This window comes from Pseudomonas sp. ASL7, from assembly GCF_056680375.1.
In genome coordinates this window covers 2,339,897-2,362,795 of the sequence record NZ_CM155279.1, presented here as the reverse complement: position 1 = coordinate 2,362,795, position 22,899 = coordinate 2,339,897, and the positions used below count along the sequence as shown (strand labels likewise).

The 22,899-nt window shown below is 59.8% G+C and carries 19 protein-coding genes; 5 read left to right on the top strand and 14 right to left on the bottom strand.

Annotated features, from left to right (window positions below):
• Nucleotides 1-141 precede the first annotated feature (141 nt).
• Nucleotides 142-1,476 carry an MFS transporter gene (locus AC1MDT_RS10725; RefSeq protein ID WP_480421996.1) on the top strand — a complete coding sequence of 445 codons (1,335 nt, stop codon included), beginning with the start codon at nucleotides 142-144 and terminating at the stop codon, nucleotides 1,474-1,476.
• A gap of 158 nt (nucleotides 1,477-1,634) precedes the next feature.
• On the opposite strand, the gene AC1MDT_RS10720 is transcribed toward AC1MDT_RS10725, so the two are convergent.
• From AC1MDT_RS10720 to AC1MDT_RS10710, 3 genes are all read right to left on the bottom strand, one after another.
• Nucleotides 1,635-2,651 (bottom strand): GlxA family transcriptional regulator, encoded by a 1,017-nt coding sequence (locus AC1MDT_RS10720; RefSeq protein ID WP_480422752.1) that lies wholly within the window; start codon nucleotides 2,649-2,651, stop codon nucleotides 1,635-1,637.
• 256 nt (nucleotides 2,652-2,907) lie between these two features.
• A complete protein-coding gene (gene gabP / locus AC1MDT_RS10715) occupies nucleotides 2,908-4,287 on the bottom strand; it encodes a GABA permease (RefSeq protein WP_480421995.1) in 1,380 nt (459 codons plus the stop codon).
• 153 nt (nucleotides 4,288-4,440) lie between these two features.
• Nucleotides 4,441-5,220 carry a creatininase gene (locus tag AC1MDT_RS10710; RefSeq protein WP_480421994.1) on the bottom strand — a complete coding sequence of 260 codons (780 nt, stop codon included), beginning with the start codon at nucleotides 5,218-5,220 and terminating at the stop codon, nucleotides 4,441-4,443.
• Nucleotides 5,221-5,639: 419 nt separating this feature from the next.
• Between AC1MDT_RS10710 and AC1MDT_RS10705 the strand changes: the two genes are divergently transcribed.
• Genes AC1MDT_RS10705 through AC1MDT_RS10690 form a run of 4 tightly spaced genes read left to right on the top strand, consistent with a single transcriptional unit; the run spans nucleotide 5,640 to nucleotide 9,642 of the window.
• Nucleotides 5,640-6,767, top strand: coding sequence for an extracellular solute-binding protein (locus AC1MDT_RS10705; protein WP_480421993.1), 1,128 nt, complete (start codon nucleotides 5,640-5,642; stop codon nucleotides 6,765-6,767).
• 23 nt (nucleotides 6,768-6,790) lie between these two features.
• On the top strand, nucleotides 6,791-7,720 hold the full coding sequence (locus AC1MDT_RS10700; RefSeq protein WP_480421992.1) for an ABC transporter permease: 930 nt from the start codon (nucleotides 6,791-6,793) through the stop codon (nucleotides 7,718-7,720).
• Nucleotides 7,717-8,514, top strand: coding sequence for an ABC transporter permease (locus tag AC1MDT_RS10695; RefSeq protein WP_480421991.1), 798 nt, complete (start codon nucleotides 7,717-7,719; stop codon nucleotides 8,512-8,514). Before AC1MDT_RS10700 ends, AC1MDT_RS10695 begins: the two co-directional genes overlap by 4 nt.
• Before the next feature lie 39 nt (nucleotides 8,515-8,553).
• Nucleotides 8,554-9,642, top strand: coding sequence for an ABC transporter ATP-binding protein (locus AC1MDT_RS10690; protein WP_480421990.1), 1,089 nt, complete (start codon nucleotides 8,554-8,556; stop codon nucleotides 9,640-9,642).
• 111 nt (nucleotides 9,643-9,753) lie between these two features.
• Here the strand turns inward: AC1MDT_RS10690 and AC1MDT_RS10685 are convergent, their stop codons facing one another.
• The 11 genes from AC1MDT_RS10685 to AC1MDT_RS10635 form a co-directional block, all read right to left on the bottom strand.
• Nucleotides 9,754-11,268 carry a diguanylate cyclase domain-containing protein gene (locus AC1MDT_RS10685; protein WP_480421989.1) on the bottom strand — a complete coding sequence of 505 codons (1,515 nt, stop codon included), beginning with the start codon at nucleotides 11,266-11,268 and terminating at the stop codon, nucleotides 9,754-9,756.
• Between the two features lie 230 nt (nucleotides 11,269-11,498).
• A complete protein-coding gene (locus AC1MDT_RS10680) occupies nucleotides 11,499-12,200 on the bottom strand; it encodes an NAD(P)H-dependent oxidoreductase (RefSeq protein ID WP_480421988.1) in 702 nt (233 codons plus the stop codon).
• A gap of 86 nt (nucleotides 12,201-12,286) precedes the next feature.
• Nucleotides 12,287-13,828: an acyl-CoA carboxylase subunit beta gene (locus AC1MDT_RS10675; RefSeq protein WP_480421987.1), complete on the bottom strand. Its 1,542-nt coding sequence runs from the start codon at nucleotides 13,826-13,828 to the stop codon at nucleotides 12,287-12,289.
• Nucleotides 13,828-14,844 (bottom strand): alcohol dehydrogenase catalytic domain-containing protein, encoded by a 1,017-nt coding sequence (locus AC1MDT_RS10670; RefSeq protein WP_480421986.1) that lies wholly within the window; start codon nucleotides 14,842-14,844, stop codon nucleotides 13,828-13,830. Before AC1MDT_RS10670 ends, AC1MDT_RS10675 begins: the two co-directional genes overlap by 1 nt.
• Before the next feature lie 44 nt (nucleotides 14,845-14,888).
• Nucleotides 14,889-16,073: a thiolase C-terminal domain-containing protein gene (locus AC1MDT_RS10665; protein ID WP_480421985.1), complete on the bottom strand. Its 1,185-nt coding sequence runs from the start codon at nucleotides 16,071-16,073 to the stop codon at nucleotides 14,889-14,891.
• The gene (locus tag AC1MDT_RS10660) at nucleotides 16,070-17,599 is read right to left on the bottom strand and encodes an AMP-binding protein (RefSeq protein WP_480421984.1); all 1,530 of its coding nucleotides are present in this window, start codon (nucleotides 17,597-17,599) and stop codon (nucleotides 16,070-16,072) included. Before AC1MDT_RS10660 ends, AC1MDT_RS10665 begins: the two co-directional genes overlap by 4 nt.
• 8 nt (nucleotides 17,600-17,607) lie before the next feature.
• Nucleotides 17,608-18,024 carry a Zn-ribbon domain-containing OB-fold protein gene (locus AC1MDT_RS10655; protein ID WP_480421983.1) on the bottom strand — a complete coding sequence of 139 codons (417 nt, stop codon included), beginning with the start codon at nucleotides 18,022-18,024 and terminating at the stop codon, nucleotides 17,608-17,610.
• Between the two features lie 7 nt (nucleotides 18,025-18,031).
• Nucleotides 18,032-19,531, bottom strand: coding sequence for a hypothetical protein (locus AC1MDT_RS10650; RefSeq protein WP_480421982.1), 1,500 nt, complete (start codon nucleotides 19,529-19,531; stop codon nucleotides 18,032-18,034).
• Between the two features lie 3 nt (nucleotides 19,532-19,534).
• Nucleotides 19,535-20,932 (bottom strand): acetyl-CoA carboxylase biotin carboxylase subunit family protein, encoded by a 1,398-nt coding sequence (locus AC1MDT_RS10645; protein ID WP_480421981.1) that lies wholly within the window; start codon nucleotides 20,930-20,932, stop codon nucleotides 19,535-19,537.
• Entirely contained in the window at nucleotides 20,929-22,338 is a 1,410-nt protein-coding gene (gene accC, locus AC1MDT_RS10640; protein ID WP_480421980.1) for an acetyl-CoA carboxylase biotin carboxylase subunit, read from the bottom strand. Before accC ends, AC1MDT_RS10645 begins: the two co-directional genes overlap by 4 nt.
• Nucleotides 22,338-22,808 (bottom strand): acetyl-CoA carboxylase biotin carboxyl carrier protein, encoded by a 471-nt coding sequence (locus tag AC1MDT_RS10635; RefSeq protein ID WP_480421979.1) that lies wholly within the window; start codon nucleotides 22,806-22,808, stop codon nucleotides 22,338-22,340. Before AC1MDT_RS10635 ends, accC begins: the two co-directional genes overlap by 1 nt.
• Nucleotides 22,809-22,899: the final 91 nt, after the last annotated feature.

Genomic DNA, 22,899 nt, shown 5'->3' with positions numbered 1-22,899 from the left:
AAAAAACAACGGTTGCACGCCAATAACGCGCAGCCTCTACTGACCCTTAACCCTGCCAAGTAAAACAATAGAGGGTTTTGTCATGTTTAACGTCCCGACTTCTTATCTCACTCAACGCACCTCTACCACCGGAGGTGCCCAATGAGCACCCAAAGCGCAAGCCTGAACCTGGCACAGCAACTTGAACAAACATCCGAGCGCAAAGCCTTGCGGCGTGCTGCCAGCGCCAGCTTCATGGGTAATTTCGTCGAGTGGTTCGACTATGCAGCCTATGGCTATCTGGCAACCGTCATCGCAGCGACGTTTTTTCCGCAAACCGATAAGGCGACCGCGCTGCTGGCGACATTCGCGGTGTTCGCGCTGTCCTTTGTCGTCCGCCCGTTGGGGGGATTGGTCTGGGGCCACTTCGGTGACAAATACGGGCGACGCAGTGCATTGTCCTGGTCGATTCTGATTATGTCGATCTCGACCTTCTGCATCGGCATCCTGCCGACCTACAACCATATTGGCCTGTGGGCACCTGCCTTATTGTTGCTGATTCGCTTGTTCCAGGGCTTTTCCGCTTCGGGTGAATACGCCGGAGCATCAGCCTTTCTCGCCGAGTATGCCCCTGAGGGAAAACGGGGTTTGTACACCAGCATTGTCCCGGCGAGTACCGCGGCCGGCTTGCTGTTCGGCGCCGTATTTGTGGCCGGTCTGCATTCATGGATGAGCGTCGAGGACCTGCACAGCTGGGGCTGGCGTCTACCCTTTATGTTAGCGGCGCCGTTCGGGTTGGTGGGGCGCTATATCCGCATGAGTTTGCAGGACACGCCCAAGTTCCTGGAGATGGAAAAGCGACTGGAAGCCAAGGAGTGCGCGACCCACGCGCCGGTTCGCGAGTTGCTGACTGTCCACCGCCGCAGTGTGATGATCGGGATTGGCGTGACCTGCCTGAATGCGGTGGCGTTTTACCTGTTGCTCAGCTACATGCCGACCTACCTGTCTACCGAGATGGGCATGAGCGAGAGTGATTCGTTCCTGGCGTCGACGGTGTCGCTGGCGACCTATATCGGGCTGATTTTCCTGATGGGAAAACTGTCGGACCGGTTCGGGCGCAAGACCATGTTGCTGACCGCTTCGGTGCTGTTCCTGGCGCTGACATTTCCGCTGTTCGGCCTGCTGGAAAATCAGCCGCTGATTGTGATTCTGATGATTCAGATTGCCTTTGGCGCCATCCTGGCGATGAACGACGGCACCTTGCCGTGCTTCCTCGCCGAGATATTCCCGACCCGTGTGCGCTTCAGTGGTTTTGCCTTCAGCTTCAATATTGCCAATGCGGTGTTCGGCGGCACTGCGCCGTTTATCGCGACCTGGCTGATTCAATTGACCGGCAACAAAATGGCCCCGGCCTGGTACCTGCTGGCGGCAGCGGCGGTGGCCTTGATTGCCATGCTGGCGAGTCGCGAAACCGCGCATAAAGCGTTGCAGGACTGACCAGTACTCGGCGATCTCACGAACGCCATCGCGGGCAAGCCCGCTCCCACATTTGATCTGTGTGAACACAGGATGTGTGTTCACTGAAGATCCCCTGTGGGAGCGGGCTTGCCCGCGATGAGGCCCTTCCAGCCAACATCAATGTTGAATACCAGCAATCAATGCACCGCAGCCACTTTTTTACGCTCGCCAATGGGCGATACACCAAAGAAACGGCTGTAGCATTTTGAGAAGTGCGCCGGTGAAACGAAGCCGCAGGCGAGGGCGACATCACGTACTTGTGACTCGCTGCGCAACAGCAATTGCCGCGCCCGTGAAAGGCGCAGCTCCAGGTAATACTGGCTCGGCGTGCGTTGCAGGTGCTTGTGAAACAGGCGTTCCAGTTGTCGCACCGATACCTCATTCAACCGAGCCAGCTCCTCCAGGCCTACCGGCTCCTCGAGATTGGCCTCCATGATTGCCACCATCTGGCTGAGTTTTGGCTGAGAGGTGCCCAGCTTCTGCCGCAATGGCACACGCTGCTGCTCTTGCGCGCCACGTACCCGATCACACAACAATAACTCGGCCGCATGCGCTGCGATGTCCCGACCACCCGGTTCGCGGGCAATCAACTGCAGGGTCATGTCCATGGAGGCGACGCCACCGGAACAGGTGTAGCGATCACGATCGAGCTCGAACAGTTGGTTGGAAATAATGATGCCCGGGAAACGCTCCTTCAGCGCTTCGATGTCTTCCCAGTGAATCGTGCAGCGATAGCCCTTGAGCAAATCGGCACGCGCCAACAAATGGCTACCCGTGCAGATTCCGCCGAGTGGCACCTGATCATGCGCCAGCTTGCGTAGCCAATTGAGCAGCGGTCGACTGCTGTGATTGGAGACGATCGGGTTTGATCCGACAACGAACAGCACGTCGAGCTTGGGGGCATCAGTGATGGCGTAGTCGGGCAGGATACGCATGCCGTTGCTGGCGGTGACCGGGTCCAGGCTGGCGGCGATGATGACCGTGCGGAACATCGGTTGGCGCGCGGCCATATTGGCCATGCGCAAGGTTTCCACCGCGGAGGCGAAGCCGATGGTGGTGAAGTTGGGGATGATCAGAAAACCTACGGTTTTTACCGGCCGTTGTTCATTAGCCGAACGTCCTGCGGCGGGTTTCGCCGCGTGGAGTTTCGCCATCATTACCGCTCCTCAACTGTGTCAGTGACGTGCGCTGTGGCAAGTGGCCGACAGGGGCAACATCATCTCGTTTTTATGATTGATAACCCTGTTTCGGGTCTCTGGATCTTACACCGAGAGCCAGACGAATAGGCCTATCGGGGGGAAAGAAGGGGGGGCAAAAAAAAACGGCCCGCTCATCGTGGAAAGCGGGCCGGAAAGAGGTGAACGGTGAGTCGTTGGAGTGCTAGGTCAATCAAGCATCGAGCGCTTTGGTTTACGCCAATCCAGCTTCCCGTATGGTGCTTTTCCTGGCGTTAAAAATGGCCCCCATACAAACGATGGACAGTGTGAGCGCACCCGTAGCAATCACCTCCATGCGATGCTCCGGCAAAATCAGCATGACCACCAGGATGCTCAAGATACAGAAGATAACCAGGTAGCTGAGCCAAGGGTAAAACCACATCTTGAAGACGATCGGCTGTCCCGAAGCGTTCATTTTTTTGCGAAGTACCAGTTGCGAAACGGCAATGGCCAGGTAGACCAGCAGCGCAACGGCGCCTGAGCTGGCCAGGAGGAAGGAGAAGACTTCGTTGGGTGCAAAATAATTGAGGGCCGTGGTCAGGAAACCCACCGCGGTGCTGGCCAGCACCGCGATATAGGGCACCCCTGATGACGAAGTCTTCTGCAGTACCTGAGGGCCATCCCCGCGTTTGCTCAGCGAGTAGACCATGCGTGACGCGGTATAGATGGCGGAGTTAAGGCAGCTGGCTACCGCAATCAGCACGACGATATCTACCATCATTTTCGCGTGTGGAATGTTCATCAGCTCAAGCGCTCTCTGATAAGAGCCGACCTCCATCAGCATCGGGTCGTTCCAAGGGACGATGGAGATGATGAGGAACACCGAGACGATATAGAAAATCCCCATACGCCAGACAACGGAGTTTGTTGCACGGGTGATTTGTTTCGCCGGGTTCTGCGATTCGGCAGCAGCAATGGTGACGATTTCTGTGCCCATGAAGCTGAACACCGTGGTGAGCATCGCGCCAACAACGGCGGTCATGCCATTGGGCATGAACCCACCAAATTGGTTGCTTAACTGAACCACACCACTCACCGTCGTTTCGGGTAATGCACCGGCCAGGGCCAGTGCGCCCAGCGCGATAAAGCCCAGTACCGCAATGACCTTGAGCATGGCGAACCAGAATTCGAACTCGCCGTAACGAGCGACACTGAACAGGTTCGTCAACGTCAGCAGGCCGGTGACCGCTATCGCAAACTCCCACGTTTGGATCGCGGGAAACCAGGCATGCAAAATAGCCGCAGCGGCGATGGCTTCGATAGGAATGACCAGCACCCAGAACCACCAATACAGCCAGCCGATGGTGAAGCCGGCGCTGCGTCCCATCGCGCGCTCGGCATAGGTCGAAAATGACCCTGTATCCGGCGATGCTACGGCCATTTCTCCGAGCATGCGCATGACCAATACCACAAGGGTGCCGGAAAAAATGTACGCCAGGATGGCGGCGGGGCCCGCGGAAGCGATGGCGTGTCCTGATCCGATGAACAGGCCGGCGCCGATGGCCCCGGCAATGGACAGCATGGTGACGTGACGCTGCTTGAGGCCTGGGGCCAAGGTTGAACTGCTGGACATGAGACTTACCCTTTTTATTATGTTTTGGAGGGTTAACGACGGGCTGGAAATTGTGAATTGTGGGAGCGAGCCTGCTCGCGATGGACTTGAGAGCGACGCATTGATTCAGAAAGCACGCGTTATCGTTTACGTCCATCGCGAGCGAGCTCGCTCCTACACCAGATCAAAAGCCTCTCGGACGGCGGCGCTGATGCCAGAGATGCACACTTGCAGAATCAGCTCACCTTTCTCCCGGCTGGAGCCTTTCGGGGATGACAGTGTTCCGCAGGCTGGCGTGCGCGCCGGGATGATGGGGAAGACGTCGTAAGGCGGGAAGGTCGCTGGCGGGTGATCTACGGCACGACTCAGATCGACCTTGTCGGGGTGAAGAGCCAGCATCAAGGACGTTTCGAAAATACCGCCATGTTCTATATCCCAGCCGAGGAATCCATCGGGATACAGCTTTTCGATGACGCCTGGATCGTTAACGAAGTCCCAATAGGACAGCACGACAACCTTGAAGTCATTGACGCCACCGTAGCGAAGTTCTCTTAGCGCAAGGTCAATGCCCTCGACAATGAACATCGAGTTTTCATAGTGACCATTCATCATCACCAGTTTGCGTGCGCCATGGCGTGCAAGTTCTCTGATGATGTCTTGCACGGTGTGGGTCAGCGTGGCGCCATCGAGGCTGGTCGTTCCAGGAAAGTGATTGCCGCCTCCGGATTTCTGCTGGGACTTGTAGCCATAGGCAAGTGCAGGCAAGACCAGGCCGCTGACATTTTGCGCGACCGCTTTGCATATCGCGGTCGGCAGCAGAACATCGACCTCCATGCACATGTGATGTCCATGTTGTTCCAGTGCACCCACTGGCAGAAAGATCGGGCAGCCGGCCGCGACCTTCTCTGCATAATCTGGCCAGGTGAGTTCTCCAATAACGACGCTGTTGTTCATCTACGCACCCTCTGAAAGTGATTGACCGCTTGGTAATTTTTAACCGGTGGATGGGGGGGCGTTTGCCGAGTGTTTGACCGCCCCTTTGGATTGCAGGAATCGACGGTGGCGCCTGGAACAATTCGATCAGAGGGGGCGGGCGGCGATTTGTCTAAATCCGACCCGTAATTGACAAAACACCCTCTGGTTTGTCGTTTATGTCCGGTTATCGGACGAGGGTTCGCCGCTTTTGAGTGAGAAGCGTCATGAGTCGGATCTGACAAACTTCAGGTCGGACGCGTACAAAAATGGGTGATGGCAACCTGCTGCAATGGATCCAGCCAGCCAATGATGCGTGGGACTGGCAGCGCAGCAGCAGGAAGCAACAGCAAAAGGATGAAACGGACAGAGGCACTTTCCATCACCCAGGAGAGACAATAATGAATAATCGCATCGACCTTTCACGCCGTACCTTCCTCAAGACCACTAGCATCCTGGCAGGCACCGCAGCGCTTTGCGGCGTGCTGCCCCTGAGAAGCTTTGCCGCCGCGGAAAAAGAACTGGTGATCCTGGCATGGGCCGGGCACGCGGAGCCGGACATCGTCGCCGATTTCGAGCGTAAATATGGGGTCAAGGTCCGGGCCAAGTACTACACCGGCGGGGACAACATGCTGGGGCTGATCTCGCAATCGCCGCCCGGCACCTTCGATCTGATCCTGTCCGACGCCGAATATGTGCAGCAACTCAATGCCGCCGACTACATCGAGCAACTCGACCCGGCTGACTACCCCTTCGATGACTTCTACCCCGAGTTCCAGCATTTTCCCGGCCACTGGCAAGGGGACAAGCTCTACTCGGTGCTGATCCGCTTTGGCTTTCTCGGCATCGCTTACAACACGCAACTCGTGCCCGAAGCCAAGGTGCGCAGCTACGACCTGTTCTGGGATGAAAGCCTCAAAGGCAAGGTCGGACACTTCGACTGGCACCTGCCGAACCTTGGACAGGTCAGTTTGCTCAATGGCAATGCGCGTCCCTATGACATCGATGCTGCGCACTGGCAAACCGTGCAGCAGAAGATGATGAGTCTACGTCCGCAGATCGGTGGCTTCTTCGATTACGGCGGAACCTTTTCTTCGCTGAAAAACGGTCAGGTCCATGCCATGTGCGGCATCGGTGACTGGATCACCGGGGTCCTGCAACGCGCCGGCGCACCGGTAAAAACCGTGCTGCCGCAGGAGGGCGGGTTGCAATGGACGGAGTCTTACTGCATCGCCCGAAAAGCACACAGCCCGGATCTGGCGAAGAAGTTCATCCAATACATCACCTCACCGGAAGGCCAGGTCAAGTCGGCGAAGATGGCGGCCTATCCAGCACTTATCCCGAACAAAAAAGGATGGGAACTGCTGAACCGAACGGACCCCGCCGAAGCGAAGCGTCAAGGCATGGTGCTCGGTCAGCGCAACGTCATGGATGATATCCGCGACGGCCGTATCAAGTACCGCGAGCTACCAGTCCAGCAGAACCTGGAGGAGTGGAACGACTTCTGGTCGCAATACAAGGGTGCCTGACGAGACGCGTGGAGGTGATCGCAATGATGACAGACAAGTTAAAGACTTCACCGCCGGTACTGACGGACAACGCTTCTGCCGAGCTATTGGTGCGGCAGCGAGGCCACAAAAGGGGATGGCGTCTGCCCTGGTATGGGCTCGGTTTCTCGATGCCGATCCTGATCTGGCAGTTGATCTTTTTTGTATTTCCGCTGGCGTTCCTGGTCGCTATCAGCTTCTGGGTCGTGCGCAACTTCCGAATGGTGCCGACGTTTGAGTGGCTGAACTGGAGCTACATGCTCAGTCGCGGCTTCTTTTGGGATGCCTACGTCCACACCCTTGCGATGGCGGCGGGGGCCACCGTACTGGTCAGCATGGTGGCTTTCCCCTGTGCCTATACGATCGCCTTCAAGTTCCGCGAGTCGATCAAGCAGTTGCTGGTGTTGCTGCTGATCACGCCGTTTTTCACCAGCTACCTGGTTCGCACCTATTCCTGGCAAGTGTTCCTCAGCGATAACGGGATCTTCAATTGCGCGCTGGGTCAACTCGGCCTGGAGCCATTGGCGATGCTGAACACAGCGTTCGGCACCTATGTTGGCTACTTCACGCTATGCCTGCCATTAGTGGTGCTGCTTCAACTCTTCAGCCTGATGTACATCGATCGTTCGTTGATCGAGGCGGCGCATAACCTTGGCTGCGGAAGACTGAGAACAGTGTTCCTGGTGGTCGTGCCGTCGGCGCGGATCGGCATCGTTGTCGCGGCGCTGTTCTGTTTCATTCTGACCTTCGGCGACTTCGTCAGTCCGCTCTATCTGGGCGGAGGTCAGCCACCGACCTTGAGCACCCTGATCACTGATACCACCAAGTCCGGTCAGCAATGGCCACGCGCGGCGGTGATCGCAACGATGATGATCGTCACACTGCTCATCGCGGCCTTTGGCGCGGTTCGCTTTGCTTACCGGAGACGCGCATGAACGAGCATCGTTTGATTAACTTCTTGCTGCGCAGCTTTGTCGTACTGGTGTTCATCTTCATCTTTACGCCGATTGCCGGCAGCTTCGTATTCTCGTTCAACATCGACCGTTTTCCGTCGTTGCCGCTGGGCGGTTTCAGCCTGCACTGGTACGAGGTGATCGCCGCTGACCCGGCGGTTTGGCAAGCCTTCAGGAACAGCCTCACGGTAGGGGTGGTCGTGTCGTTGGTATCGACGCTGCTCGGATTCACTGCGGCATATACAGACTTCCGTTACCAGTTCTTCGGCAAGTCGATCTACATGGCGCTCGCGCTAATGCCGCCCACCATTCCGGTGGTGATCATGGGGCTGGCAATGCTGGCGTTTCTGTCGCGGGTCGGGCTTTCCGGCGAGATTTACGCGGTCATGATCAGCCACATCGTGATGTGTGCACCGTTCGCGATGGCAGTCATCAGGATGCGCCTGGCGCAGATGGACCCGAACATCGAGGCGGCGGCCTGGAACCTTGGGGCCAATCAGTGGAAGGCCATGCGTTATGTGATCCTGCCATTCACTGCGCCCAGCATATTCGCTGCGCTGTTCGTGACCATGGCCGTTTCCTTCGATGAGTTCGCCGTCGCCTGGTTCGTGTCGGGACTGAACGAGACCGTCCCCGTGCGCATCCTCAATACCCTGCAAGGCCAGGTGAGCCCGACCATCAACGCGATCGGCACGATCGTCTTCATCACGACCATGACACTGGTGACCCTCGCGCAGCTGCTGTTGATGCGGCGGCGTAAGCCCGCGAGTGCCTGATACCACCCTGACAATCATCCGGACACGAAGGATTCAGCCATGACTCAACCGCTGGTGGTATTCGACAACGTGGTCAAGCACTTCGGCAGCTACCAGGCCGTCGAGCGTATGAACCTGGAAATTTACAAAGGTGAGTTCGTCGCGATCATGGGATCGAGCGGATGCGGCAAGACCACAACGCTGCGCATGCTCGCGGGCCTCGATAAGCCCAGCGAGGGTGAAATTCGTCTTAACGGTGAGCGAATCAATGACCTCTGCTCCTGGGAGCGAGAGACGCCACTGGTCTGGCAAAACCTGGCGTTGTTCCCGTTTCTTAACGTGGTGGAGAATGTCGAGTTTGGCCTGCGCATGCGCGGCATGGCCAAGGCCGATCGGCGCAAAAAGGCACTTTACTGGCTTGAGCGGCTTGGATTGGAGGAGTTCGCCACCCGCGATATCAGCCTGCTTTCCGGGGGGCAACGCCAACGGGTGGCGTTGGCACGTTCGTTGGTGACCGAACCGCCGATCCTGCTGCTCGACGAGCCGCTGAGCGCGCTCGATGCTCATCTGAGCGTGCGCATGCAAGGCGTGCTGACCGGACTGCAAAAAGACTTGGGTATCACCTTTGTCTACGTCACTCACAGTCAATCCGAAGCGTTTGCAATGGCCGATCGGGTGGTGATCATGAGTCGGGGCCGGGTTGAACAGATCGGCGCGCCACAGGAGATTTTCCTTGAGCCTCACAACCGCTTTGTCGCCGAGTTCGTTGGCGGCAAAAACATCCTCTGCGGCGCGGTCGTCGGCTTCAACGATGCGGGATTGGTACGCCTCGATTGCGAGCACGGTGAATTCCTGGCGCGGTTGCCAGAGGGGAAGTCGGTCGTCCCCGGAGAGCGAGTCACTGTCTGCGTCAGCGCCGAGCATATCGACCTGACCGCGCAGCCGGTCCGGCACAACCGACTGACCTGCACCGTCGTCGGTGAAGAGTTCATCGGCTCGATGGTTAACATCTACCTCGAAGCCAGCGACGGGCTCGAACTGCAGGTGCAGAAACCCCATGCCGATTACAACCGGCTTGGCGTGCATTGCGGGCAAAAAGTCTTCGCCGAATGGGACGGTGTGCATGCGCTGATTCTGCGAGGGGACTGAGGTGTGGGCGCCTGCCCGCGATGGTTGGCGTACGTCGGTCACGGTAGCGCAGGGGCAGATAGATTCGTGCATGTGCTGAAGGGGCGGGAAGGGGGCTGACCTGCCCGAGGGTCATGTAGTTTGAACGTCGCAAAGCGGGTTGCGACGTTTTTGCTTATTGCTGTACATCATCGAATCGGCACTCGCCAGCAGTGCTTCCAGGGGGATCAGTTCATGAGGTGGGCAGCTGACGACGCCTGTGCTCAGAGAGAGCGGGAAGCGACAGCGACCGCTGGTGTTGAGCTCATTGATCAGCGCCTGCATGTGCGCGTTGATGGCGGCCGACGATTGGCCGCAGTCCACCGCCAGGATGACAAACTCGTCGCCACCGATGCGAGCGACGATATCCGTGTCCCTGAAGCACTCCTTGAGGACTTGGGCGGTAGCGGCAATGACGAGGTCGCCCGCCTCATGCCCATAGGTATCGTTCGTTTGTTTCAACCTGTCGACATCCGCGAAGAACAGAAGGCTGGTGACTTTCTTGCGGCGAGCAGCTCTCAGTTGTTGATTCGCTAGAAGGAAGAAGCTGCGACGGTTGTGTAGTCCGGTCAGTTCGTCGGTCAGCGAAAGTTGCCTCATTTCCTCTTCCACTCGTTGTCGTTCGGCGATTTCGGCCACCAGGCTGGCGTTTACCCTTTCAAGCTCTTGCGTCCGATCTGCAACCCTGTGTTCAAGTGCCGTCTTGATATCGGCAAGTTCGGTTCTTGCTCTTTCACGGGACAGGTCAATGCGGTGCAGGCGGGTGGAGACTTCGGCTATCACCAGCACCAGGACCACAATGCATATGGTCGCCATGAGTGCCAGGGTCAATCGGCTGTCGTAGTAGGCGCGGTTTTCTCCGAATATCAGCGCGGCGCCAATTGAGAGCACTGAAATAGGAATGGTGGCAAGCAGGCTCCTGGAGACAATCCCCCCCGCTGTATCGCTAATCAGAACACTGACGAATCCGCTGGTTGGCTCCGCTGCCAGGATGCCGATGCTCAGTAGCATGAACGACATGGCCGTTTGGATCGCCATCGCTGTGTAAGCGCCGACGGTGTAAAGCGAGCTAACGCTGAAGGCATACCCGACCACGGCGGTCAGGCTGATAAGTAAGGTGAAATACGCAAAGGTTTGGGCAAGTCGTTGGTGGATGCCGAGCACAAACAGGCTCACACCACAGAAAATGACACACAGCGCCGTTGCCGGCGCCATTCGTCCTGGATTCACCGTCAACGCTGCGGTCGGGCTATCAAGGAAGAATAATTGGTCGATGCCGAGGTCAACCTGGAAGAGGTATTCGCCGAGCGTCAGGCTGCCTGTCAACGTCACCAGGCTAGCGAGGATTTGTCTGAGCAACCGTCGACCGTCAGGGGTTGAGTTCGGTGGTCCAGCCCAAAGGGCTATGCCTGAGGCCAGCAGAGCGAGGGCAGTGTTGACCTTCATCGAAACCGCGCCAGTGACAAGACTCTTCAGGCGATCGACATCGAAGATCCATCCCAGCAGTACGACGGCACCCACAAGGACTACAACGCAGATGACAAGTTGAGAGCACGTACCGAGCCAGCGTGATCTTGAGTGTTTGAGCGGCCCTTTGGTTTCACCCATCAACGAAAGTCCACCGTGCAAGTCAATTGGTCAGGGAATGCCCAGCGCCACGGCCTCGCAGTCCATGTACGGTAAAGAGCTGCAGCAGTGGGCGAGAATGGATTGTCCAGCCACCTTTCCGAGCGGTATATAAGGAAAATCGGAAGTCTCACCCCCGGATAAATACTGATCCGCCCAGCTCGGAAGAGGAATTTTCAGCGATGTGGCTTGCAACCCGGAACGTCGGCTATTTACGTCAACGGATATAAACGATCATCGAACTGATTCATACGCGGGTACTCCATTGGCTGATCTTCACCGATGTTCTCCAGTCGTTGTCGATAGCTCTGCAAAAACGCCTGTCGATCCGAGTGACTGACGTAGGGAACATGCCAGCCAACGAAAGGCGGCAAGACCTCCAGCCCGATATACGCCAACGTCCCGCGCAGCAGCGGACGCAACATATCTTCCAAAGGACCGTGGATGGCATCTTCGCCGAACATGTGTTCACGTCCGCCGAGTGTCACCGTCACCAGTGCTTTTTTGCCTCGCAGTCCACCTTGATCATAAAAGCGCTTGCCGCCATAGCAGATGCCGGACACCAGTACCCGATCAATCCAGCCCTTGAGGATGGCCGGTGTCGAGAACCAGTAAATGGGGAAGTTGAGGATCAGCAAGTCCGCCCACAACAGCTTGTCCAGCTCTTGCTGTATATCGGCGGCGAGCGTCTGCTCTTTGCTGCTGCGTCGTTGCTCAAGCGCGTAAACGAGGTACTCAGGGTTTTCCCTGGCGGAGAAATCCTCGGCACTGGCCACCGGGTTCCAATTCATCGCGTACAGGTCCGAGACCTGGACCTGATGTCCTTGCGCTTGCAAGGTCTCCACCGCTTGGTCGCGCAGGGCCGCGGTAAAGGATTTTGGCTCGGGGTGGGCGTGCACGATTAAAACGTTCATGGCGATTCCTTGAAATTCATGCGGCGTGATTGCGCGTAAAGCGAACCCGCCGCACGTCAATGATTAATGGCTTTGCTGGCCGCTGGTCAAAAGTAGGTCGGCCATGTACTCATTTCGTGACGCCCGACACCGTTATTGAATCCGCGCCGCTGAGCTACCAGCGCCTCGACGAGGAAACGGCGGGTTTCACTCGGTGCAATGACCTCGTGGGTGCCCATTGCACCGGCCAGGGCAAAGGCCGACGTGTCTTTTGAAAATTCAGCGTGTAGCTGGGCATAGCGCTCGGGATTGGTCTCACGTGTCACGTCATGCACGACGCTGACCGCCACGCCGGGGTCGACGAAACTGACATCGGCCATGCACCAGGCGGCCGACTGGTCGCTGTTGCGGCCTCCGCCGAAATTCAGATAAGCCTGACCGAAACTCTTGCGCACGATCACTGAGAGTTTCGGCACCGAACAGAGTTGCACGGCGTGAATCATGTTCATGATGTGTGCGGGCGCGCTGCGTTTCTCACCTTCGATGCCCACGAGGAAGCCGGGCGTATCGACGAGAAACACCAGCGGGATGTTGAACGAGTCGCACATAGCGATGAAACCGGTGGCCTTGCGGCAGGCATCGGCGTCCAGCGCTCCGCCTTTGAATTGCGGATTGGAAGCGACGATGCCAATGCTGGCACCTTCAAGACGGGCGAGGGCGGTGACGACCGAGCGCCCGAAACGATCCTTGAGTGGAAACAGGCTGTCGCGATCGACCAGCGTGGCGAGCAGCTTGCGCATGTCGTAGGTCTTGCTGCGCTCGACCGGGACGATGGTTTCCGGTCCCGAAGCGTCCGGGTGGTCCTCGGGCTGACAGGGCTGCACGGCGGGCGTCTCATTCGAGTGCGAGGGCAGGTAGCTGAGAAAGCGCCGGATAGCGGTCAGCGCTTCCTGGTCAGTATTGACCACCATGTCGGCCAGCCCGGTGATCTCAGCGTGCATGCGCCAGCCACCGAGTTCTTCGGTGTCCGAAGATTCACCGATCGCGACTGAGGTGACTTTCGGGCTGGAGACGGCGAGCAGTGCACCCTTGCGCATCACCGTGAAATCGGCCAGGCACGAGTACCAACTCGCCGATCCGAAGCACGGTCCGAGTACGGCGCTGACCCAAGGGATCTCGCGGCGCCGGCAGTATTGCTGGGCGTCCTGACCACCACTGGCCATGCTCGCCGCGCCCATCGCATCCTGCATGCGTTGGCCCGACGATTCGCCGAGGAAAATCAGCGGCATGCCGTTGCGGGTGGCGCATTCCTTCATGTAGGCGATCTTGCGTGCATTGATCCACGAGGACGACGCGCCTTTCACGGTCATGTCGTTGGACACCACGGCCACCCGGCGTGAGTCGATGCGGCCAAAGCCGGTGATCTTGCCGTCGGCGGGTGTGCTGTCCCGATCTTCGGGGCGGGACGAGTGGGCCAGCATGCCGATTTCGCTGAACGACTGCGGGTCGAGCAGGCCATCAAGACGTTCACGTGCGTTGAGCACGCCGGTATCGCGTCGTGCCTGGAGTTTTTTCTCGCCGCCCATTTGCAGGGTGCTCGCGCGGCGGACGTGTAGTTCCTGTTCCGGTGATAAGTGTTCGTGGGTCATCAGTCAGTCTCATTGGGAACTATGACGGCACGCCCGACGATTTCGCCGCGACGCATTTGGCGCAAGACCTCTGGCAATTCGTCCAGCCGGTGGCGCTTCAGATGGATCGGTAAACGGCCGGTGGACGCCAAAGCGACGAGTTCGATCAACTCGGATTTGCTACCACCGAAGGTGGTGCTGATCATCGCGCCATACGGTAGCGAGCCATTGCGTAGTTCAAATGCACCGCGTCCGCGCCCGACTACCACGATGTGACCGAGGGGACGAATCACACCGGCTGCCAGACGCAGGGTGTCGCCGCTGCCGACAAAATCCAGAACCGCGTCGACCCGGCCGATGCGCTTGAGGAACAGCTCAGGTGTTAGGCCGTTGGCATCCAGAACCCGATCCACCCCTTGGCTGACAGCAAGTCCCAAGGCCTCGACACGGGTATCGATGGCGATGACTTCGGCCGCCGTAATCGCGCCAAGCGCGGCGATAGCGATATGCCCCAGTCCACCGACACCGATGACCAGTACGCTACTGCCCGGTTGCAGTATCGGCGCGACGCGCTTGACCGCGTGGTAGGCGCTGAGTCCGGCGTCGGTTAGCGGCGCGGCCTTCCAGGGTTCGAGATTGCCGATGTCCACCAGGCAGTCCTCGCGAACGACGACGTACTCGGCAAGCCCGCCGTCATACCCGCCGCCATAGATGCGCCGCGAGGCCGAGCAGTAGTTGTTCCAGCCGTCGATGCAGGCGCGGCAATGACCACAGCCGGGGATGCTGACGGCGCAGGCCTGACCGACAGACCAGCAACTGACGCCCGACCCGAGCGCATCGATCCAGCCCGCGATTTCATGGCCCAGGGTCATCGGCAGTTGCACATCCAGATGCGGTGGCGAACAGCACAGATCGTCCAGCGCATGCAGGTCCGACTGACAGAGACCATTGCCGCCGACTCGCAGTCGCACCTCGCCGGGGCCGGGAACCGGCACCGGCACTTGGCACAGGCGGCCGCCGTCGTGCCAGTCGAACATGCGAAAGGCCTGCATAGTGGGAGACGGGTTTGTTGTCATCATTGTTAATCACCGGCATCCTTCGCCAACACCATGGACATGAATGCCGACATCAAGAGCCCGCTGGCCTGGACCAGACAGCTGTTGGCGTTGGCGACCTGACGCTCTGCGCATTCGCCACGCAGCTGGCGCACGGATTCGATCATCAATTGCATGCCGAATTGACCGGAGTGGTTGAAGGCCAGTCCACCGCCCGACGTATTCACCGGTAGTGCGCCGCCTGGCGCAGCGATGCCACTGCGCAGGAACGCGCCGGCCTGACCTGGCGCGCAGAAACCCATCGCTTCGAGTGCGACGAGCACGTTGATGGTGAAGGCGTCATAGATCTGCACCATGCTCAATTCGTCGCGCGTGATGCCGGACATGTGCAGCGCGCGCTCGGTGCAGCCGGCGATAATGCCAGGGTCGAGCCAGTCGGTAGAGCTCAGTGGTGTCATGTGATGTCGATAGGTATCAGCGAAGCCGCGGATGAAGACGGGTGGCTTGGCCAACGTGCGGGCGTGTTCGGTTTTGGTCAGGATCAACGCACCAGCACCGTCGCTGACCAGGCAAATATCGGCCTTGCGCAACGGGTCCGAGATCAGCGGCGAAGCCAGATACTCTTCCATCGTCAGCGGTTTACGCAGCGTGGCCTGTGGATTCAATTGCGCCCAGCGCCGCGCATTGATCGCCACTTCGCCGAGGTCCTCGACGTTCGCCTGATAGCGATGCAAATACTGCTGAGCGAGCATCGCGTACCAACTGATCGGGCTGAGCACACCGTACGGCGCCACGAATTGCCCCGAAGGGGAGCGCGGGTCGGTGACTACGCCGCCACGGCTGCGGCTGTGATCCAGGCGCTGGGTGCTGCCATAGGTGACCAGCGCCACGGAGCACAAGCCGGCATCGATCGCCGCCATGGCGTGGATCAGGTGAGTGAGCGGCGAGCCGCCGCCCACCACGGTGCTGTCGACATAGCGCGGCGTGATGCCCAGATACTCACTGACCAGCAGCGCATTGGCGCGGTCGTCCCAATGGGCGAATACCCCATCGACATCGGCCAGCGTGAGCCCGGCATCGAGCAAGGCATCGCGAGCCGATCGGCATTGCAGCGACAGCGCAGTGTCACCCGGCTGCGCCTTGCCGAGACCGGCCTCGCCGACACCGACAATGGCGTAGCGGCCGGCCAGACGGGAAGCGTCGAGCGTCATGGTTGAGGCTCCTGCGCGATGAGCTGCGCCCGCACGTCTTTCTTCAACACCTTGCCGACCGGGCTGCGCGGCAGGCTTTCCCAGAACAGCACCTGTTTGGGCGTCTTCAGGCTGCCGAGTTTTTCGCGGCAGGTCGCGATGAACTCCTCGGCCGTCGCGCGTGCGCCAGCCTTGAGTTCGATGACGGCGATCACTCTCTCGCCCCAGTCAGCATCGGGGATGCCGACCACGGCACAATCCATGACCGCCGGATGTGCCCAGATCACCTGCTCGATCTCGCTCGGGTAGATGTTGAAGCCGCCGGAGATGATCATGTCCTTGGTGCGATCGACGATGTACAGGTAACCCCCTTCGTCGAACACGCCGATGTCACCGGTGTGGTGCCAACCGAAACGTCGAGCCTCGGCGTTGGCTTGCGGGTTGTCGTAATAACCCGGTGCGACCAGCTCGCCACGGGCGACGATCTCGCCGCGTTCACCGGACTCGACGAACTGTCCTTCCTCATCCATCAGTGCCACTTCGCAGGCGCCGGTAGGGCGGCCGGCGGAACCCAGGTGCTTGCCGTCACGCATGTGATCTTCGCGGGTCAGCACCGTGATGACTCCCGGTACTTCGGATTGGCCATAGGCCTGAACGAACACCGGTCCCCACAAAGCGATGCCTTCACGCAGTTTGTCCACGGACATCGGCGCCGCGCCGTAGATCACGTATTCCAGGGAGGAGCAGTCGCGCGTCCTGGCATCTGGATGCGACAGCAATCGATAGATCAGGGTCGGCGGCAGGAACAGGTGGGTGATGCGTTCCCGTTCGATGGTTTCAAGGACAGCGCCCGGATCGGCTGAGGGGGCGATCACGTTACGCGTGCCGAAACTCGACAGCGCCATGGCGGTCGCACCCGCAGCATGGGTCAGCGGTGCCACGACCAGATGCGCGGGACTCTTCGCCGGTGGCATGAACTGGTTGCTGATTCGGTAGCAGGCCAGCAGGGCACGATGGCTCTGCATGATCGCCTTCGGCCGTCCTGTCGTGCCGCCGGAGGATTTGATCAGGGCCGTGTCGTCGAGGGATTGGCGCACGGTGCAGCGCTGGCCTGCGTGTTCGCGGCACCAATCGGCGATGCTCACGCCGTCGATGGGTTCGTCCAGACCGATCACGGTTTTCAGTGTCGGCACGCCAGCGCGAATGCGTTCGGCGTGTTCGGCATACTGGGAATGCAGCACTAGCACGGACAGCTGGGTGAAACTCATGAACCAGATCAGGCTTTCGATCGAGTCACGGGCATTCAGGGGAATGAAGGCCGCTCCCGCGCGCAATGCGCCTAGCATGGCGACGAAGCTTAATGGATGATTGGGCGCCAGTACGCCGACATGCGGGGAACGGAGTTTCAGCAGCGTCAGGGCATGGCCGATGGCATGGGAGTCGGCTTGAACCTCAGCGTAAGTGAGGCTGAAGCCTGTGCCTTGCAAGCAGACATTATCCGGGTGGCGATTGGCGCCGGCATCGAAGTGGTCGGTAATCATTTCCATGGTGACGGCTAATCCAAAAGAGTGAACTGGGGCAGCGTGCAGGATTCGCTGACGGACTCGAAACAGACGCTGACGCGGGCGCCGATGGCGATGCGTTCGAGGTCGGCGTCCAGGATGTTGGTCAGCATGCGCACGCCTTCATCGAGGTCGATCAACGCAACGACATAGGGCAGCCGAGACTCGAAGGCCGGCGAGGGCGCTATCCGACAGACCGTGTAGGTGTAGATGCGCCCATGACCGCTGGCATTGATCCATTCGATGCTGTCAGACAGGCAGCTGATGCAGAACGCCCGTGGGTAAAACTGGCAGTGGCCGCAGCTGCCGCAACGCTGGATGACCAGTCGAAGCTCCTGCGCGGCCGCCCAATAGGCGGCCGTTTCGGTGGTGGGTTGCGGCAGTGGCCGTGCAGAAGGAGGAGTCGACATGGCAGCCTCAGCGAGTACGCAATTCGAAACCGGCCATGGCGATATGCACATGGCGTTGCTCCGGGAGCTTGGCCAGGCCGGCGATCAGCTCGTGCAGCGGACGACGCACACTGAAGGTGTCGTCGACCACGGTCGGTACCAGCGCGGTGATTTTTTCGTCGCCGTACATGGCGCGCAGCAGCAGTTCGTCATCCGACAGGCCGGGGTAGCGGCGACGCAGCTCGGGAACCTTTGGGGCCAGCACCGGCGGTTCTATGGCGATCTCACGAGAGCCGTTGGCGAGCACGCGGTCTTTGACGTCGGGATCGACCGGCAGGGGCAGGGCGCCGAAATAACCGCATACGTATTTTTTCACCTCATCCGGCACCACCTTGTAACGCTCGCCGCTCAGTACGTTCATCACCGCCTGTGCGGCGATCATGGCGGGGAAGGGCGTCGCCATCACGGGCGAACCCAGTTCCACGCGGATGCGGCCGATCTCCTCGAGCACGACCGGCAGCTTGTCGGCAATTCCCGCGAGCTGAAGCTGCGATTGCAGATTGGACATGGCGCCGCCAGCGTACTGGGTGACGAAGTGAGCCGGGTCGTATTCCGCCGGGACTCCCACGGGGAAGCCGTTCTCTTCGGCAATCCCGGCAAGGTAGTCACCGATTTCGTCAGCCGCGCGGTCATCGAAACTCACCTCGAAGCCGATCTCACGCAGGTTGCGAGCCAGCATCTGTGCCGATGGTCCGGCATTGCCGTTGGCCAGCGGATCGATCGAGCACAAAAGGCGATCGGCACCGTGCACGGCTGCTTCCAGCGCCACCAGCGAACCGGTCGCGTTCAGACAATGGGTGATTATTTCCAGCGGTCGATCACCGATTACGGCCTTGATCGCCGGCACAATGCTGCGCACCTGCTCCACCGTCATGCTGCCGCCGGCGTCGCCGAAGGTAAAGGCGTCGATATCGAAGCGCTGAATGGCCTCCCGTGCCTTGGCTGCATAGAACGGCGCGTCGTAACCGGGGGCCAGGTTGTAAATCATGGCGAGGGTCGTGGTGGCGCCCAGGCGTTTGGCCGTGGCCATTGGAGTCACCAGGTTGTCCCAGCAGTGCAGTGAGTCGAGAAAGCCGATGTCGCGGGCACCGTTGGCGACCAGACGTTCGACATACAGCTCGCTCAGATCGTCCGGCTCGGGATAGAAACTGCGCAGCATGTTGCTGCGCACGACACCACGCAGCGGCGTGCGGCGAATACGCTCGGACAACAGACGTAGCCGTTCCAACGGACTCTGGTTGAGGAACAGCACGCTGGCGTCGAACTGCACCAACGCAACGCCTTCCATCGCATCAAATCCCAGTGCATCCAGGCGCTCGGCCATTGGCAGCATGTGCTCGGTGCGCATACGGGTGGCCCACAGGCACTGGTGCGCGTCGCGCAGGGTGGCATCGACCAGCTGGATACGCCGACGTTTGCCGGTGCGGGCAAATTCCGCGTTCACTTTTTCGCGTAGTTGATTCAGCACATGTCACCCCTTGCTGTGTTCGAGATGGATGGACAGGCCGGGACCTGTGACACTCAATACGGTGTAGGCGGGCCAGCGTTGCAGCAGCCCGTGCGTCAGGGCTTGCTCAGGCGAGCGCACTTCATAGTGAAGCTTCTGCTGCGGCGGCAGCGCAGGGCAGCCGCAGATCAGCGCCGCCAGCGCTTCTTCAGTGGCGGGCACCTTGACCGGACGGCAAGGGTTCGCGACTGCGCCGATGCGCTGTTGCAGGCCGATCAGCGAAGTGTTGACCGGGCCGTAACAGCCTTGTAGCCAGCGGCGTAGCGCGGGTTGCAACGTCGCGAAGCGTGGGCGGGCATCGAGGTGTTCAAGTGCCTGTCGAGCGATCGCTTGTGCGAAAGGTTGCAGCATCGGCGGATGGCCCAGCTCCTGGCGAATGCGCGTGCACTCGCGGGAAAATTCAAACACATCAGCCAGGCGCCCGCGCTTGCGCAATGCTTGCATGGCTTGGTCAGCAATTTCGCCCGGCAATTGGTGTTCGTAAGGGGCCAGGTCGAAAGCCCAGGGCAGGCTTTCGGCAAATCCTTCCTGATCCGCCACGGCAGCGAGCTGAGCCTGGGCTTGTTTGAGACGATCCTGATCCGGTGACTGCAGCGGCAGTTCGAGCAACGCCGCAGAGCGGATCAGCAACGGCAACGAAGGCACCGATGCACCGTTGGCGACGCCGGGCAGCGCAGCATCGAGGCGGTCGATGCCGAGTCGAATCGCTTCCAGCGCCACCTGCGGGCCGAGGCCGGTATGGCAGCGTGTGTGCAGGTCCAGAGGTTTACCCTCCACGCCGCTGCGCAGGGCCGAGAGCAAGCCGGGCAGGCGATCCACATGCAGCAGGCCGGCTTCGTCGCGCAGCATGATGCGCTGTGCACCGGTCTGGGCCAGCCGTGCAGCACAGACCGAATAGAAGGCGTCGCTATGCTCGTGATCATCGGCGTAGGGCAGGGCGGCGATTGCCGTCAGGCCGTTCGCCAATGCCATTTGCACGGCGTTACCCAGACGCTGGAAATCCAGCTGAGGATCGATCAATACCACTTCGCTGATGCCATGGCTGACGAGCAGGCGCAGCCAGGTGTCCAGCGCTTCGCCGGCGAGTACATCGATGTGGCCATGGGCGGGCAGCAGGTTCACGGTTGCGCGCAGGGGCGTGCCATTGGCGCGTTCGCGCAACGCGGCGATGCGTTGCAGCGGGTTTTCATCACGGCTTATGCATTGTGCGATCACGGCCGGGCTCAACACCTCGATGGCGGCCAGTCGCGCGTGCCCAAGTGAGCTCATCGTCCCCAGTAGCATCGCGGTGCTGGCGGCCCCGTCCCAGACTGCCGTCTGGCCGTCGCTCAGGCTGACATCGACCAACGTTGTCATGCTCATGCGCGCTCCTTGGCTTGTTTCAAGGCCTGTTTGCGGGCTGGAACGAAGACGTCTTCAACCCAGCGGGTGGTAACGAGACCCGCAACGAAATCCGGGTGGTCGAGCACGGCGTGGTGGAAGCTGGCAGTGGTCGACAGCCCCACGACTTTCATCTCCTCCAGTGCCTTGCGCATGAGCGCGATGGCTTCGCTACGGGTCGGCGCGTGCACGATCAGCTTCGCGAGCAGGGAGTCATAAAACGGCGGAACGGTGGCGCCGCTGTAGCAGTGGGTATCGACCCGCACGCCTTTACCTTCGGGTGGCTGCCACTCGCTCACCTGACCTGGGCTCGGCAGGAAGTTGCGATCCGGGTCTTCGGCATTGATCCGGCATTCGATGGCATGACCGACCAGTTTGACGTCGGCCTGACTGAACGACAGCGGCAGACCGGCAGCGATGCGAATTTGCTCGGCGACCAGGTCGAAGCCAGTGATCATTTCCGTCACCGGGTGTTCGACCTGGATGCGGGTATTCATTTCCAGAAAATAGAATTTGCCATCACGGTCATCGACCACGAATTCGATCGTACCTGCGCCGAAGTAGCCGACATTCTTCGCCAGACGCACGGCGCACTCGCCCATTTGCTCCCGGGTTTGTGGCGCGAGGCTGGGGGAGGGGGCTTCCTCGATCAGTTTCTGGTGACGGCGTTGGGTCGAGCACTCCCGCTCGCCCAAATGCACCACGTTGCCATGGCGATCGCCCATGATCTGGATTTCGATATGGCGCGCCAGTTCGATGAACTTTTCGACATACAGCGTCGGATCGCCAAAGGCTGCTTGTGCTTCCGAGGAGGCCGAGCGGAATGCCGCCTCGGCTTCTTCATCGCTGCGCACGATGCGCATGCCACGCCCGCCGCCCCCGGCTGTTGCCTTGAAAAGCACGGGATAGCCGATCTCGCTGGCGATGGTGCGAGCGGTCTCTGCATCGGCCACGGCATCCGAGCCCGGTACTCGGGGGACTTCGGCCTTTTCCGCCAGACCGACGGCGGTGATTTTGTCGCCCATCGAATCAATGATTTCGGCCGATGGCCCGATGAAGACAATACCGGCGTCTTCGCAGGCTTGAGCGAAATGCGAGCGTTCGGAAAGGAAGCCATAGCCCGGGTGGATGGCGTCGCAGCGGTGTTCCAGCGCGGTGCGCACCAGCAGATCGGCGCACAAATAGCTTTGCGCTGCCGGCGCCGGGCCAATGACGACGTATTGGTCAGCCAGACGGGCGGCCAGGCTGTCCTGATCCGCTTCGGAGACGGCCGCGACCGATTCGATACCCAATGTTTTGCAGGCACGCACGATACGTACGGCGATTTCGCCACGATTGGCGATCAATACCCGACGAATGTCACGGGTTGCCACGGGAATGCTGCTCATCAGCGTGCCTCCGGTTCAATAATCATCAATAGCTGGTCCCGCTGCACCATCTGCAGGTCTTGGGCGACGATGCGCACGACGCGGCCGTTCACCGGAGAAGCGAGGGTGTTGAAGAGTTTCATGGCCTCGACCAGGCACAGGGGCGCCCCGGCCTCCACGCTGGCGTTCTCTTCAACGAAAGAGGGTTGGTCGGGGCTGGGCTTGCGATAGAAGGTGCCCATCATGGTCGCTCGCACGGCCACCAGGCCTTCGGCGACTTCCGGTTCGCTGGTGACCAGCACGGAGGGCGCTGCCGGTGCGGGTTTCGCGGGCGTAGCGCTGCTGTGTGCAGGCTCAAGCGAGCGCTGAATCGTGCCCGATTTACTGGCCGTCAGCGTGGTGTCACCGACGCGGACTTCAAGGAAGTCCAGATGCGTCGTGTGATCCAGTATTTCAAGGATTCTTCGTGCTTCTTTATGTGTGAGCGACATGCCTCAGGGCCTCTTGTTGTTCGAATTGCCTTGACCGATAAAAACATTGATACGTAGGATTGTCAACAATCAGACAATCATGTAGTTTGCT

Coding starts and splice junctions, on each gene's coding strand:
- AC1MDT_RS10725 (WP_480421996.1), top strand. CDS start 142: ATGAGCACCCAAAGCGCAAGCCTGAACCTGGCACAGCAACTTGAACAA.
- AC1MDT_RS10720 (WP_480422752.1), bottom strand. CDS start 2,651: ATGGCGAAACTCCACGCGGCGAAACCCGCCGCAGGACGTTCGGCTAAT.
- gabP (WP_480421995.1), bottom strand. CDS start 4,287: ATGTCCAGCAGTTCAACCTTGGCCCCAGGCCTCAAGCAGCGTCACGTC.
- AC1MDT_RS10710 (WP_480421994.1), bottom strand. CDS start 5,220: ATGAACAACAGCGTCGTTATTGGAGAACTCACCTGGCCAGATTATGCA.
- AC1MDT_RS10705 (WP_480421993.1), top strand. CDS start 5,640: ATGAATAATCGCATCGACCTTTCACGCCGTACCTTCCTCAAGACCACT.
- AC1MDT_RS10700 (WP_480421992.1), top strand. CDS start 6,791: ATGATGACAGACAAGTTAAAGACTTCACCGCCGGTACTGACGGACAAC.
- AC1MDT_RS10695 (WP_480421991.1), top strand. CDS start 7,717: ATGAACGAGCATCGTTTGATTAACTTCTTGCTGCGCAGCTTTGTCGTA.
- AC1MDT_RS10690 (WP_480421990.1), top strand. CDS start 8,554: ATGACTCAACCGCTGGTGGTATTCGACAACGTGGTCAAGCACTTCGGC.
- AC1MDT_RS10685 (WP_480421989.1), bottom strand. CDS start 11,268: ATGGGTGAAACCAAAGGGCCGCTCAAACACTCAAGATCACGCTGGCTC.
- AC1MDT_RS10680 (WP_480421988.1), bottom strand. CDS start 12,200: ATGAACGTTTTAATCGTGCACGCCCACCCCGAGCCAAAATCCTTTACC.
- AC1MDT_RS10675 (WP_480421987.1), bottom strand. CDS start 13,828: ATGACCCACGAACACTTATCACCGGAACAGGAACTACACGTCCGCCGC.
- AC1MDT_RS10670 (WP_480421986.1), bottom strand. CDS start 14,844: ATGTTCGACTGGCACGACGGCGGCCGCCTGTGCCAAGTGCCGGTGCCG.
- AC1MDT_RS10665 (WP_480421985.1), bottom strand. CDS start 16,073: ATGACGCTCGACGCTTCCCGTCTGGCCGGCCGCTACGCCATTGTCGGT.
- AC1MDT_RS10660 (WP_480421984.1), bottom strand. CDS start 17,599: ATGGAAATGATTACCGACCACTTCGATGCCGGCGCCAATCGCCACCCG.
- AC1MDT_RS10655 (WP_480421983.1), bottom strand. CDS start 18,024: ATGTCGACTCCTCCTTCTGCACGGCCACTGCCGCAACCCACCACCGAA.
- AC1MDT_RS10645 (WP_480421981.1), bottom strand. CDS start 20,932: ATGAGCATGACAACGTTGGTCGATGTCAGCCTGAGCGACGGCCAGACG.
- accC (WP_480421980.1), bottom strand. CDS start 22,338: ATGAGCAGCATTCCCGTGGCAACCCGTGACATTCGTCGGGTATTGATC.
- AC1MDT_RS10635 (WP_480421979.1), bottom strand. CDS start 22,808: ATGTCGCTCACACATAAAGAAGCACGAAGAATCCTTGAAATACTGGAT.